The 12,943-nt window shown below is 66.2% G+C and carries 12 protein-coding genes; 5 read left to right on the top strand and 7 right to left on the bottom strand.

The annotated features are described in order from the left end of the window. Window positions 1-13 precede the first annotated feature (13 nt). The 7 genes from bioD to DUGA2_RS05900 are packed head-to-tail and all read right to left on the bottom strand — an operon-like array spanning window position 14 to window position 7,156. The gene (gene bioD / locus DUGA2_RS05930) at window positions 14-796 is read right to left on the bottom strand and encodes a dethiobiotin synthase (protein WP_070267903.1); all 783 of its coding nucleotides are present in this window, start codon (window positions 794-796) and stop codon (window positions 14-16) included. Between the two features lies 1 nt (window position 797). After that, entirely contained in the window at window positions 798-1,991 is a 1,194-nt protein-coding gene (gene bioF / locus DUGA2_RS05925; protein ID WP_070267902.1) for an 8-amino-7-oxononanoate synthase, read from the bottom strand. A 2-nt stretch (window positions 1,992-1,993) separates the two neighbouring features. Continuing rightward, entirely contained in the window at window positions 1,994-3,322 is a 1,329-nt protein-coding gene (gene bioA / locus DUGA2_RS05920) for an adenosylmethionine--8-amino-7-oxononanoate transaminase (RefSeq protein WP_070267901.1), read from the bottom strand. Between the two features lie 51 nt (window positions 3,323-3,373). After that, entirely contained in the window at window positions 3,374-4,171 is a 798-nt protein-coding gene (locus DUGA2_RS05915) for an enoyl-CoA hydratase/isomerase family protein (RefSeq protein WP_070267899.1), read from the bottom strand. Window positions 4,172-4,173: 2 nt separating this feature from the next. Next, window positions 4,174-5,043 (bottom strand): dienelactone hydrolase family protein, encoded by an 870-nt coding sequence (locus tag DUGA2_RS05910; protein ID WP_229214603.1) that lies wholly within the window; start codon window positions 5,041-5,043, stop codon window positions 4,174-4,176. Between the two features lie 13 nt (window positions 5,044-5,056). Next, complete coding sequence (locus DUGA2_RS05905) at window positions 5,057-6,679, bottom strand: carboxyl transferase domain-containing protein (RefSeq protein ID WP_070267895.1); 1,623 nt, start codon at window positions 6,677-6,679, stop codon at window positions 5,057-5,059. A 42-nt stretch (window positions 6,680-6,721) separates the two neighbouring features. Then, window positions 6,722-7,156 (bottom strand): YchJ family protein, encoded by a 435-nt coding sequence (locus DUGA2_RS05900; RefSeq protein WP_070267893.1) that lies wholly within the window; start codon window positions 7,154-7,156, stop codon window positions 6,722-6,724. Between the two features lie 164 nt (window positions 7,157-7,320). On the opposite strand from DUGA2_RS05900, the gene DUGA2_RS05895 reads away from it, so the two are divergent. The 5 genes from DUGA2_RS05895 (at window position 7,321) to DUGA2_RS05875 (ending at window position 12,930) form a co-directional block, all read left to right on the top strand. Beyond that, on the top strand, window positions 7,321-8,061 hold the full coding sequence (locus tag DUGA2_RS05895; RefSeq protein WP_008443158.1) for a GntR family transcriptional regulator: 741 nt from the start codon (window positions 7,321-7,323) through the stop codon (window positions 8,059-8,061). A gap of 11 nt (window positions 8,062-8,072) precedes the next feature. After that, the gene (locus tag DUGA2_RS05890; RefSeq protein WP_070267891.1) at window positions 8,073-8,951 is read left to right on the top strand and encodes an N-acetylmuramic acid 6-phosphate etherase; all 879 of its coding nucleotides are present in this window, start codon (window positions 8,073-8,075) and stop codon (window positions 8,949-8,951) included. A gap of 96 nt (window positions 8,952-9,047) precedes the next feature. Continuing rightward, entirely contained in the window at window positions 9,048-10,310 is a 1,263-nt protein-coding gene (locus tag DUGA2_RS05885) for an MFS transporter (RefSeq protein ID WP_070267885.1), read from the top strand. 42 nt (window positions 10,311-10,352) lie between these two features. Further along, a complete protein-coding gene (locus DUGA2_RS05880) occupies window positions 10,353-12,014 on the top strand; it encodes a glycoside hydrolase family 10 protein (RefSeq protein WP_070267883.1) in 1,662 nt (553 codons plus the stop codon). A 16-nt stretch (window positions 12,015-12,030) separates the two neighbouring features. Further along, window positions 12,031-12,930: an N-acetylglucosamine kinase gene (locus DUGA2_RS05875; RefSeq protein ID WP_070267882.1), complete on the top strand. Its 900-nt coding sequence runs from the start codon at window positions 12,031-12,033 to the stop codon at window positions 12,928-12,930. Window positions 12,931-12,943 lie beyond the last annotated feature (13 nt).

Below are 12,943 nucleotides of genomic sequence, written 5' to 3'. Positions count from 1 at the left end.
ATTCCTTCTTCGTTCAAAGTTTGTTCTGAGCTGGCCAGTTGGGCAGCTGCGTAAAGTCGATATATTCGGCGGCGGCGCGTGCGCCGGGTTCGGCCAGGCGTGGCACGCGGCCCAGCAGCGGTGCGCTGATGCGCTGTTCCAGCGCGGCGACGTTTTCGTCGGCGAAGGCCATGTCGGCCTGCGTTTCGTTGGCGACCCAGCCGGCCAGGCGCAGGCCGCGCGCCTCGATCGCTTCCACCGTCAGCAGCGCGTGGCTGATGCAGCCCAGCCGCAGGCCGACCACCAGCACCACCGGCAGGTCGAGCTGCTCGGCCAGGTCGGCGGTGTCGAAGTCGTCGTTCAGCGGCACGCGGAAACCGCCCACGCCTTCCACCACCGTGGCGTCGGAGGCGGCGTTGATCTCGATGTAGGCCGCCAGAATCGGCACCGGCGAAATGGTGACGCCTTCCAGCGCGGCGGCGATGTGCGGCGCGGCCGGTTCCCTCAGCAGGAACGGCGTTGTGATCGATTGCAGCAGGTGGACATTGCCGGCGGCGGCCAGCTGGTCGCAGTCGTCGTTGTGCCATTCGCCGTCGCGCAGTTCGGCGCCGGCGGCCACCGGCTTCATGCCGCAGGCGCGTACGCCGGCCTGCACCAGCGCGTACAGCATCGCAGATGAAATCAGCGTCTTGCCGATTTCGGTGTCGGTGCCGGTGACGAAGCAGCTGAAACGCGGCGGGATGCCGCTGGCGGCGGGCGCGGGCTGCGCCTGCGTCTGCGGTGCGGCCACGGTGATGACGGGATCGTCGAGACTCATATCAAGTCCTTTCCAATGCATTGATCGCAGCTATCAGCTTTGCGACTTCCATGCTGCTATGCCCTGCCGACAGCGTCACGCGCAGGCGCGAGGTGCCCGGCGCCACGGTCGGCGGACGGATGGTGCCGACCCACAGGCCCTGTTCGTACAAGGCCGCGCCGGCGCGCATGGTTTCGGCATTATCGCCTATCAGGATGGGCTGGATCGCAGTCATCGAGGGCAGGCGCTGCCAGCGCTTCAGCTGTAGTCCAACCCGGCCATCGTCCAATTGTGCCACCAAAGCCTGCAGCTGTGCGCGTCGCGCGCGGCCTTCTTCGCCTTCCAGCAGTTCAAGGCTGGTCAGCAGCGCGTGCGCCAGCGCCGGCGGCGTGGCGGTGGTGAAGATGTAGGGGCGGGCTTTCTGGATCAGCGTTTCGATCACCGTCTCGTGCGCGGCGACGAAAGCGCCGCTGACGCCGGCCGCCTTGCCCAGCGTGCCCATATAGACCAGGTTGGGCGAACGCAGATTGAAGTGCTCCAGCGCGCCGTGGCCGTTGTCGCCCAGCGTGCCGAAGCCGTGGGCGTCGTCCACCACCAGCCAGGCGCCGTGTTGTTCGCACAAGGCCAGCAGCTGCGGCAGCGGCGCCAGGTCGCCGTCCATGCTGAAGACGCTGTCCGTCACTACCAGCTTGGTAGCGGCCTTGGACGCGGCCAGCATCCGCGACAGCGCTTCCAGGTCGGCATGCGGGTAGACCTGGACGTTGGCGCGCGACAGGCGGGCGCCGTCGATCAGCGAGGCGTGGTTCAGCGATTCGGAGAAGATGTCGGCGTCGCGGTCGCCGGCGGTCAGGCCGGTGACGATGGCGAGGTTGGCCATGTAGCCGGTGCAGAAGGTGAGCGCGCGCGGCGACACAAGGTGCGCGCCGACGAATTCCACCAGCCGCTCTTCCAGCATGGCGTGGGCGCGGCCATGGCCGCTGATCAGGTGCGAGGCGCCGCTGCCGACGCCGTACATCGCCGCGCCTTCCTGCAGGGCGAGCTTGATGCTGCGGTGGTTGGCCAGGCCAAGGTAGTCGTTGGTGCAGAAGGCCAGCAGTTCGCGGCCGTCCACCGATACGCGGGGGCCGCAGGGCGTGTCGACGGTGCGGCGGGTGCGGATCAGGTCCTGTTCTTCCAGCGTTTGCAGCTGTTGGCTGAGGCGATTGAGCATGTCCATGGTCAGCCCGCCATCACTTTGTCGAACACGGCCAGCGTGTTGGCGGCGAGGCCGTCGATTTCCTCGTCGTTGAGGATATACGGCGGCATCATGTAGACGGTGGAACCGATGGGGCGCATCAGCAGCTCGTGCTCCACCGCCGTGGCGAAGAAGCGGCGCGAGAAGTCCGGCGTGGCGTCGATGGCGTCGAAGGCCCAGATCATGCCGCGCTGGCGGAAGTTGCGCACCTGCTGGTGCTGCGCCAGCGGTTGCAGCGCGGCGGTCAGGCGAGCGGCCTTCACGCGGTTGGTCGCCAGCACGTCGTCTTCCTCGAAGATTTGCAGCGTCGCCAGCGCGGCGCGGCAGGCCAGCGGGTTGCCGGTGTACGAGTGCGAGTGCAGGAAGCCGCGTGTGACGTCGCTGCTGTAGAAGGCTTCATAGATCTCGTTGCGCGTCATCACCAGCGACAGCGGCAGGTAGCCGCCGCTGATGCCCTTGGACAGGCACAGGAAGTCCGGCCACACGCCGGCCTGCTCGCAGGCGAAGAAGGTGCCGGTGCGGCCGCAGCCGACGGCGATTTCGTCGAGGATCAGGTGCACCGAGTGGCGGTCGCACAGCTCGCGCACCAGCTTCAGGTACAGCGGATCGTGCATCGCCATGCCGGTGGCGCATTGCACCAGCGGCTCGATGATGATGGCGGCGATCTTGTCGGCGCGTTCGCTGAACAGGCGCTCGACGTCGGCCGCTGCTTTGCGGGCCATGTCTTCGGCGGTTTCACCGGGGCCGGCATTGCGGGCGTCCGGCGACATCACCGTTTGCGAGGCGCGCAGCAGCGGGCCGTAGGCGTCCTTGAACAGGGCGACGTCGGTGACGGCCAATGCGCCTATGGTCTCGCCGTGGTAGCTGCCCTTGAGGCAGACGAATTCCTGCTTGCCGCTCTTGCCGTTGTTGCGCCAGGAGTGGAAGCTCATTTTCAGCGCGATTTCCACCGCCGATGCGCCGTCGCTGGCGTAGAAGCTGTGGCCGAGCACATGGCCGGTCAGCGCCGACAGCTTCTCGGACAATTCGATCACCGGTTCGTGCGTGAAGCCGGCGAGCATGGCGTGCTCCAGCGTGTCCAGCTGGTCCTTCAGCGCGGCGTTGATGCGCGGGTTGGCGTGGCCGAACAGGTTCACCCACCAGGAGCTGATCGCGTCCAGGTAGCGGCGGCCTTCATGGTCGTACAGCCACGCGCCCTTGCCGCTCTTGACCGGAATCAGGGGCACGGTTTCGTGGTGCTGCATCTGGGTGCACGGATGCCATACGCTGCGCAGGCTGCGTGCGACCCAGTCGCTTTGTTTATTCAATTCCAAAGAAGCTCCAAACTATTTTTTTGTTCTCCCCGCTGCGCGGGGAGAACGGTATTAACTCAGCCATGACGGCTTGCGCTTCTCCAGGAACGAGGCCACGCCTTCGCGGCCCTGTTCCGAGGCGCGGATATGGGCGATGCGCTCGGCGGTGTCGGCCAGCAGCGCATCGTTGACGGTTTGCCCGACCACGTCGCGCACCAGCGTCTTGGCTTGCCGCACGGCGTTCGGGCTGTTGTTGACCAGCGCCTTGACGATCTCCGCCACCTTGGCATCTAGCGCGTCGGCGGCCACCACTTCGTGCGCGAAGCCGATGCGCAGCGCTTCCTGCGCGCCGAATCGCTCGGCGGTGAGGAAGTAGCGGCGCGACGCGTTCTCGCCCATGGCCTTGATCACGTAAGGCGAAATGGTCGCGGGGATCAATCCCAGCTTCACTTCGCTCAGGCAGAAATTGGCCTGGTCGGCCGCGACGATGATGTCGCATGCGGCCACCAGGCCCATGCCGCCGGCGTAGCAATCGCCCTGCACCTTGGCCACCACGGGCTTGGGACACAGGTAGATCGTGCGCAGCATCTCCGCCAGTTGCAGAGCGTCGGCATGGTTTTCGGCGTGCGTGTAGCCCGCCATTTTTTTCATCCAGTTCAAGTCGGCGCCGGCGCAGAAGGCCGGGCCGTTCGCGGCCAGCACGATGGCGCGCAAGTCTTCTTCGGTACCCAGCTCGCCGAAGGCGCGCGTGATTTCGGCGATGGTCTCTTCGTTGAAGGCGTTGCGCACGTCCGGGCGGTTCAGCGTGACGGTGGCGACCTTGCCTTCGCGGCTGATGGTCAGCGTGGTAAAGCTGATCTCTAAGCTCATCTCTAGTCCTTGATGGTGTATTTGATTTCGGTCGGCATGCCCACGCCTTGCAGGAAGCGCATGGTCTCGGGCAGCCAGATGTGGACGCCGTCCGGGCTGGAGCTCATGCCGTGCGCATCGCGCTTGAACGGCCCGTAGGCCACCAGCTGCGCCTTGCCGCCGGCGCCGGTGTAGGCCGCGTACATGGCGGCAGCGAGAGTGGGGCCGAAGTGTTTGTCGTTGGCGCCGTAGAACCAGATGCTCGGCGTGGTGCCGACCGCGCCGTAGGCCTTGAAGGCGTCCACCAGCGCGGCCTGCCAGTTGCAGTGCGAGCGGCTGTTGACCCCTCCGGCGAAGTTGATCACGCCCTGCACGCCGCTGATGTTGTGGCTACCCGCTGCGATGGCCGTCAGGCCGCCATGCGACTGTCCTGCGATGATGACGTGCTGCTGGTCGGCCCACGGCTGCTTCATCACGTAGGTCATCGCGAAGTACAGCGATGAGGCTTGGTCCTCGCCGTTATGCCGGGCCTCGCAGTGGGAGTTGACGTAGGTCCCGCCCGAACCGGCAAAGCCCTGCCGCATCGGGATCACGACCGCGTAGCCGCGCTTGACGAATTCGCGGCTGATGACCGGATAGCGTGCGCGTTCCTGCTGGTGGGCGTCCCCGCCGTTTTTACCGTGGTTCATGAACAGCACCGGGAACGGGCCTTCGCCCGGCGGCTTGTAGATGGTGGTTTGCAGCGTGATGTCGGCGCCGCCTATTTTGGCGGGGATCGCGATCACCCGCTCGCCCATGCGCGCGTCGACCACCGGCAAGGGACCGGCGTGCGCCGCAGCGCATGCCGCTGCGAGCAGCGGCGCGGCCAGTCCTTGTCGGTATCGGGTCTGCATGGTCATCTTCTGCTTACATCCTGAAGACGCCGAACTTGGTGTCGGGGATTTCGGCATTGAGCGCGGCGGACAGGCCCAGGCCCAGCACCATGCGGGTGTCGGCCGGGTCGATCACGCCGTCGTCCCACAGGCGCGCGGTGGCGTAGTACGGGTGGCCCTGGTGTTCGTATTGATCCTTGATCGGCTGCTTGAACGCGGCTTCTTCTTCCGCCGTCCACGAGCCGCCCTTGCCTTCGATGCCGTCGCGCTTGACGGTGGCCAGCACCGATGCCGCCTGGTCGCCGCCCATGACGGAGATGCGGGCGTTAGGCCACATCCACATGAAGCGCGGCGAGAAGGCGCGGCCGCACATGCCGTAGTTGCCTGCGCCGAAGCTGCCGCCGATGATGACGGTGAACTTGGGCACGGCGGCGGTGGCGACAGCCGTCACCATCTTGGCGCCGTTGCGGGCGATGCCTTCGTTTTCGTACTTGCGGCCGACCATGAAGCCGGTGATATTTTGCAGGAACACCAGCGGGATCTTGCGTTGCGCGCACAGCTCGATGAAGTGCGCGCCCTTCAGCGCGGACTCGGAGAACAGGATGCCGTTGTTGGCGATGATGCCGACCTTCATGCCGAAGATGTGGGCAAAGCCGCAGATCAGCGTGGTGCCGTAGCGCGCCTTGAACTCATCGAACTCGCTGCCGTCGACGATGCGCGCGATGACCTCTCTCACATCGAACGGCTTGCGGGTGTCGACCGGGATCACGCCGTACAGTTCTTCGGTGGCGTACTTCGGTTCCACCGCTTCGCGCAACGCGCCCTGCTGGGGCTTGGTGCGGTTCAGATTGGAGACGATGGTGCGCGCCAGCGACAGCGCGTGCAGGTCGTTCTGCGCCAGGTGGTCGGCCACGCCGGACAGGCGGGTGTGGACATCGCCGCCGCCCAGGTCTTCGGCCGTCACCACTTCGCCGGTGGCGGCTTTGACCAGCGGCGGGCCGCCGAGGAAGATGGTGCCCTGTTCCTTGACGATGATCGATTCGTCGCTCATCGCCGGCACGTACGCGCCGCCGGCGGTGCAGGAGCCCATCACCACGGCGATCTGCGGGATGCCCTTGGCCGACAGGTTGGCCTGGTTGTAGAAGATGCGGCCGAAGTGGTCGCGGTCCGGGAAGACGTCGTCCTGGTTCGGCAGGTTGGCGCCGCCCGAGTCCACGAGGTAGATGCACGGCAGGTTGTTCTGGTCGGCGATTTCCTGTGCGCGCAGGTGCTTCTTGACCGTGATCGGGTAGTAGGTGCCGCCCTTGACGGTGGCGTCGTTACAGACGATCACGCATTCCTGGCCGGCCACGCGGCCGATGCCGGTGATGATGCCGGCGGCCGGCGCGGCGTCGACGCCGTTGGCGTCCTGGTACATGCCGTAGGCTGCCATCTGCGACAGTTCGAGGAAGGGCGTGCCGGGATCGAGCAGCATCTGCACGCGGTCGCGCGGCAGCAGTTTGCCGCGGGCGACGTGCTTGGCCGATGCCGCCTCGCCGCCGCCGAGGGCGATCTTGGCGACCTTGTCGCGCAAGTCATCGACGACGGCCTGCATGGCGGCTGCGTTGGCTTTGAAATCCTCGCTGCGGGGATTGAGTTTGCTTTCGATCTGCGGCATTGCTTTTCCTTTTGCGCGTGGTCTCGGACGCGTCGTAGTGATTTATTCTGGAAAACTACCGTCAACGTAAAACCAGCGCAGCCCGCCTTCGGCCGGTTCGCGCACAAAATTACTGATCTCGTGCAGACGCTGCGCCCGGCCATTGGTCTTGAACCGGGCGACAAACTCCACCGTATCCCTGGTCAGGTCGGCCTCCTCTGCTTTACGTTGACGTAAACGTAAAGCAGATTTTACCTCAAGTCCCAGCCACTGCAATTTTTCTTCCTTGCTCATAATCGGCTCGGCCGGACGGGTGCTGGCGTGCCAGGTGGCCATCAGGTAGGGCTCGTTGCGCTGCACATAGGCGGTATAGCGCGAACGCATCAGCGTTTCGGCTGTTGGCGGGATGGCGGCGCCGTCGATATACGGGCCGCAGCAGCTTGCCAGGGAAGGGCCGCCGCAGGGGCAGGCCGCGGTTGCGGTGGACTTCTTGGACATGTGCGGATGGTCGGGCTGATGTAACAATCCAGCATTATCCGCCAAATAGCCGCATTCCGCCGGGCTTGCCGTTATGCTATGGGTATAAATATTGTGACTTTCGGCGTCCTGATGCGTACATGTTTCGTGTAACACTATTACACTAGAGGCGTGAGGAGATTTGAATGAGCCAGACCAGTTTTGAATTCAAGGCGGATGCCAACGACAGTACGCCGCTGTACATGCAAATTGCCCGTAAATTGAGCGACGATGTGCACAACGGCCGCTACCAGGTGGACCAGGCGCTGCCGTCGGAGCGGACCCTGTCGGAGCTGTTGAACGTCTCGCGGGTGACTGCGCGCAAGGCGATCGACCAGCTGGTGGACCAGGGATTGGTGGTGCGCCGTCGCGGATCGGGCAACTATATTGCGCCGCGCATCGAGCAGCCGCTGTCCAACCTGACCAGTTTTTCCGAGCAGTTGCAGCAGCGCGGCCACATCCCCGGCTCGCGCTGGCTCAAGCGCGCGGTGGTGACGCCGACGCCGGAAGAACAGCTGAGCCTGGGCCTGTCGCCGTATTCCAAGGTGGCGCGGCTGGAGCGTTTGCGCCTGGCCGACGACGTGGTGATGGCGTATGAGGTGTCGGTGCTGCCGCAGACCGTGCTCAACGACCCGAACGCGGTCGGTGCCTCGCTGTACCAGTATCTGGAAAGCATAGGCCAGGCGCCGGCGCGCGCCTTGCAGCACATCCGCGCGATGAATGCGTCGGCCGAGCTGGCCAAGCAGCTGGGGGTGCCCGAAGGCCAGGCGGTGCTGTACATTACCCGTATTGCTTATCTGGAATCGGGCGAGGCGATGGAGCTGACCCATTCGTATTGCCACAGCGATCACTATGATTTCGTCGCGGAGATGCGTCGCGCAACGTAACAAAACTACCCATGCTAAAAACCGAAACGCCGAGTACGCAGCACGCGCAGCTGGATCAATATTCGGTTGAGGCATTGGTGGCGGCGCTGGTCGACGACCAGGCGCAAGCCGTGCAGGCGGTGCAAGCCGCCGAATCAAGCATCGTCGCGGCCGTGCGGGCGATGGCGCCGCGCATCGCCGCCGGCGGACGGCTGATCTATGTCGGCGCCGGTACATCCGGCCGGCTGGGCATACTCGACAGCGTGGAGTTGTTCCCCACCTTCTCCTGGCCGCATGAGCGCGCCATTGCGCTGCTGGCCGGCGGCCTCGGCGCCATGTTCGAGGCGGTGGAGGGGGCGGAGGACGACCGTTCCAAGGGGGCTTCCGACCTGCGGCTGCTCTATCCGGTCTACAACGATGTGGTGCTGCTGGTGGCGGCGTCGGGCACCACGCCCTATGTGCTGGGCGCGTTGCAGGCGGCGCGCACGGTGGGCGCCTTGACGGTCGGCATCGCCAACAACAGCGGCACGCCGCTGACGGCCGGGGCCGATATCGGCATCACCATCGACACCGGGGCCGAAGTGATCTCGGGCAGCACGCGGCTCAAGGCCGGCACGGCGCAGAAGATCGTGCTGAACACCTTGTCGAGCGCGCTGATGGTGAGGTTGAACAAAGTCTACGGCAACCTGATGGTGGACCTGCATGCCACCAACGCCAAGCTGGTCGAGCGGGCGGTGCGGCTGACCATGCACGCCACCGGGGTCGACGCCGTCATCGCGCGCGGCGTGCTGGAGCGCTGCCATTTCCAGGTCAAGGTCGCCATCGTCGCGCTGGTCAAAAACACCTCCATCGAAGCAGCCCAACACCTGCTCGACGAATCCGACGGCAACGTCCGCGCGGCACTTAAATAACTCCGGGGTCAAGTCTGACATTTGGACACGAGCTCAACCATTGTATGGTTGAGCTCGTGTCCAAATGTCAGACTTGACCCCGGATTGGAAGGATGTATGAAGCAACAAAGTAGCGCCTGGTTCTGGGTGCCCAGTATTTCATTCAGCCAGGCTGTGCCTTACGTCGCGGTGATGATGTTGTCGTCCGTGATGTACAAGAAGCTCGGCGTGTCCAATACCGACCTGGCGTTCTACACCGCCTGGTTGTACCTGCCCTGGGTGATCAAGCCGCTTTGGTCGCCTATCGTGGAGCTGTTCGGCACCAAGCGGCGCTGGATCGTGCTGCTGCAACTGCTGACCGGCGCGGCGCTGGCCAGCGTGGCGCTGACCCTGCACCTGCCGGAGTTCTTCCGCATGAGCCTGGCCGCGCTGTGGCTGATGGCCTTCAGCTCGGCCACCCACGATATCGCCTCCGACGGCTATTACATGCTGGGCCTGCCCACCCAGCACCAGCAGGCCGCCTTCGTCGGCGTGCGCAGCGCTTTCTACAAGCTGGCGATGATTTCGGGACAAGGCGGCCTGGTCTACCTCGCCGGCCGCCTGACCGCCAGCAGCGGCGATCCCGCCTGGGCCTGGTCCGTGGTGTTCGCCGCGATGGCGGCGCTGATGCTGGCGCTGGGCGCCTACCACCAGCTGATCCTGCCCCGCCCCGATACCGACCGCAGCCATGCCGGCGGCGGTGCGCTATGGAAGGATTTCATCCACACCTTCCGCAGCTTCTTCCAGAAACCTGGCATCAAGGCCACTATCGGCTTCCTGCTGCTGTACCGCCTGGGCGAGGCGCAGCTGCTGAAGATGGCCGTGCCCTTCCTGCTCGATCCGCGCGCCCAGGGCGGCCTGGGCTTGAGCACGGAAACCGTCGGCGTGGTCTACGGCACCGTCGGCGTGTGCGCGCTGGTGCTGGGCGGGCTGGCAGGCGGCGTGGTGATCGCCCGCTTCGGCCTCAAGCGCAGCCTGCTGCCGATGGTGTTCATCATGCACGTGCCGGACCTGGTGTTCGTCTACCTGGCCGCCGCGCAGCCGGCCAGCACCGTGCTGATCTCGGCCTGCCTGGCGGTGGAACAGTTCGGCTACGGCTTCGGCTTCTCGGCTTTCATGCTGTACATGGTGCTGGTGGCCGATGGCGAGCACAAGACCGCGCATTACGCGATCTGCACCGGTTTCATGGCCCTCGGCATGATGGTGCCTGGCATGGTCAGCGGCTGGATACAGCAGCAGCTGGGCTATCAGCATTTCTTCATCTGGGCCTGTGTCGCTACGCTGCCGGCGTTCTTCATGACGGCGCTGGTGCGGATCGATCCGCAATTCGGCAGGAAATAAACGCCCAGCGCATTACAATACGGTGCTCAACAGATTCGGGGAATGGTTTTGGTTTTTAATGCAAAGAAGCGGCTGACCTTGTCCGCCGGCGTGGCCGGCGCCCTGGCCGTGCTGCTGGACGGTTGTTCCAGCACACCGACAGCGCCCGCTCCGGAGGCCGGCGCCGCGCCGCGCCCACCGGCCCCTGGCGCCACCGTACCCATGGCGCCGCCTGCGCCGTTCGATATGCACCTGCCGCCGCCGGCGCCGCGCGAGTTCCGCGCCGCGTGGGTGTCGACCGTGGCGAATATCGATTGGCCCAGCCGTAACAACCTGACCATGGCCAAGCAGCAGGCCGAAGCCCTCGCCATCCTCGACCGCGCACAGGCGCTGAACCTGAACGCCATCGTGCTGCAAGTGCGGCCGAGCGCGGATGCGATCTATCCGTCCGAGCTGGAGCCGTGGTCCGAATTCCTGACCGGCCAGCAGGGCCGCGCCCCGGCCACGGCCTGGGATCCGCTGCAATTCTGGATCGAGCAGGCGCACGCGCGCGGGCTGCAGCTGCACGCGTGGTTCAACCCCTACCGCGCCCGCCACGCCACGGCCAAGTCGCCGCTGGCGCGCAGCCACATCGGCAGCACCCATCCGGAAGTGGTCAAGCCCTACGGCCGCTACCTGTGGATGGACCCGGGCGAAGCCGCCGCCTCGCAGCACACGCTGGACGTGGTGCTGGACGTGGTGCGCCGCTACGATATCGACGGCGTCCACATCGACGACTATTTCTATCCCTACCCGATCGACGCTTCGGCCAGTACGGCGGGCCCGGAAGGCGTGGCGCTGGACGCCGGCGTCGGCCAGAGGCAGGAACTGGAGTTCCCGGACCAGGCGTCGTGGCAGCACTATCTGTTGGGCGGCGGCACGCTGGACCGCGCCGGCTGGCGCCGCCAGAACGTCAACTCGCTGATCGAGGCGCTCTATCTCGGCATCCACAAGGAAAAGAGCTGGGTGCGCTTCGGCATCAGCCCGTTCGGCATCGGCCGTCCGGACCGCCGCCCGCCCGGCATCGTCGGTTTCAGCCAGTACGACAAGCTGTACGCGGACGCCGAGCTGTGGCTGGCCAACGGCTGGCTGGACTACCTGGCGCCGCAGCTGTACTGGCCGGTGGCGCAGGCGCCGCAAGCGTTCGACGTGCTGCTCGACTACTGGCTGGCGCAGAACACGCGTGCGCGCCATGTGTGGCCTGGCCTGTACACCAGCCGCATCGACAACAGCGCCAAGGCGTTTGCGCCGGAAGAGATCGTCAAGCAGATCGGCGTCACGCGCACCCGTGCCGGCGTGCAGGGACATCTGCACTTCAGCATCGCGGCGCTGATGGAAAATCGCAAGGGCATCGCCGACCAGCTGAAGGCGCAGGCCTACCAGACGGCGGCGCTGGCCCCTGCCAGTCCGTGGCTGGGATCGGAGCTGCCGCCGGCGCCGGCCGCGTCCGCGCGGCGCGAAAGCAATGGCGTGGGACTGCGGCTGTCCGCCGGCGCCGGCAAGCCGGTCGCGCATTACGCGATCTGGTCGCGCTACGGTTCGGAGTGGCGTTTCGCGCTGGCCCCGGCTTCGCGTCCCGTGCTGCTGCTGCCCGACGACGCGGCCGGCGGCTCGGCGCAGGCGGTGGTGGTCAGCGCGGTCGACCGCCTGGGCAATGAAAGCGAACGCGTCAGCGTCATGCGCTGACCATTAAGGAGCGATGATGGACGAGCTGGGACTGGGCATCGACGCCGGCGGCACGCAAACCCGCTGGGCCCTGGCCGACCGCGCCGGGACCATCGTCGCCGAGGGCGCCGTGGCCGGCCTGTCGGCCACGCAGATGGCCCATGCCGCCGGCCGCGACGCGGTGCGCGGCATCTTCTCGCTGCTGGCCGCGCAGGTGCTGGCGGCGGGCCGGCCGCAGGGCGTATGCGCGGGCCTGACCGGCTTCGACGGCCTGGCCACGCTGCCGGCGCAATGGCTGGCCCAACTGCTGCACATCGCGCCGCATGCCGTCACGCTGCGCAATGACGTGGAGATCGCCTACCTCGACAGTTTCGCGCCCGGCGAAGGCTATCTGGTCTACGCCGGCACCGGCTCGATCGCCGCCTGGATCGATGCGGACGGCGCCTTCCACCGCGCAGGCGGACGCGGCGTGACGCTGGACGATGGAGGCGGCGGTTTCTGGATCGCCCGCGAGGCGCTGCGCCACATCTGGCGGCGCGAGGACGAACAACCCGGCGCCTGGCGGCAATCGGCGCTGGCGCGCGCGGTGTTCGAACAGATAGGCGGCAGCGACTGGGCCTTGTCGCGCCAGTTCGTCTACGGCCAGGACCGGGGCGCCATCGGCCGCCTGGCGTTGGCCGTGGCCGCCAGCGCCGGGGCCGATCCGGTGGCACATGCCATCCTTGAGCAGGCCGGGCAGGAACTGGCGCGCATCGCGCTGGCGCTGGTGGGCCGCTATGGTCCGCGCCACATCGTGCTGAGCGGACGGGCCGCCGGCCTGCATCCGTCGATCGCCCAGGCGATGCGCGCTGCGCTGCCGGCGGAACTGTCGCTGCGACAAAAAGAAGCACAGGCGCACCACGCTGCGGCTCGCATTGCTCTACACTCACGGAATTGAAACGTTGCCGAGA

Source organism: Duganella sp. HH101 (assembly GCF_001758795.1).
GTDB lineage: Bacteria > Pseudomonadota > Gammaproteobacteria > Burkholderiales > Burkholderiaceae_D > Rugamonas > Rugamonas rivuli.
Note: the sequence above shows the minus strand (reverse complement) of the source record. Positions and strands in the feature narration are given on the sequence as shown.

What these genes read in the sequence shown, in the direction of transcription:
- DUGA2_RS05875 (WP_070267882.1), top strand. Translation starts at nt 12,031, where the DNA reads ATGGACGAGCTGGGACTGGGCATCGACGCCGGCGGCACGCAAACCCGC.
- bioD (WP_070267903.1), bottom strand. Translation starts at nt 796, where the DNA reads ATGAGTCTCGACGATCCCGTCATCACCGTGGCCGCACCGCAGACGCAG.
- DUGA2_RS05905 (WP_070267895.1), bottom strand. Translation starts at nt 6,679, where the DNA reads ATGCCGCAGATCGAAAGCAAACTCAATCCCCGCAGCGAGGATTTCAAA.
- DUGA2_RS05880 (WP_070267883.1), top strand. Translation starts at nt 10,353, where the DNA reads ATGGTTTTGGTTTTTAATGCAAAGAAGCGGCTGACCTTGTCCGCCGGC.
- bioF (WP_070267902.1), bottom strand. Translation starts at nt 1,991, where the DNA reads ATGGACATGCTCAATCGCCTCAGCCAACAGCTGCAAACGCTGGAAGAA.
- DUGA2_RS05915 (WP_070267899.1), bottom strand. Translation starts at nt 4,171, where the DNA reads ATGAGCTTAGAGATCAGCTTTACCACGCTGACCATCAGCCGCGAAGGC.
- DUGA2_RS05910 (WP_229214603.1), bottom strand. Translation starts at nt 5,043, where the DNA reads ATGCAGACCCGATACCGACAAGGACTGGCCGCGCCGCTGCTCGCAGCG.
- DUGA2_RS05895 (WP_008443158.1), top strand. Translation starts at nt 7,321, where the DNA reads ATGAGCCAGACCAGTTTTGAATTCAAGGCGGATGCCAACGACAGTACG.
- DUGA2_RS05890 (WP_070267891.1), top strand. Translation starts at nt 8,073, where the DNA reads ATGCTAAAAACCGAAACGCCGAGTACGCAGCACGCGCAGCTGGATCAA.
- DUGA2_RS05885 (WP_070267885.1), top strand. Translation starts at nt 9,048, where the DNA reads ATGAAGCAACAAAGTAGCGCCTGGTTCTGGGTGCCCAGTATTTCATTC.
- DUGA2_RS05900 (WP_070267893.1), bottom strand. Translation starts at nt 7,156, where the DNA reads ATGTCCAAGAAGTCCACCGCAACCGCGGCCTGCCCCTGCGGCGGCCCT.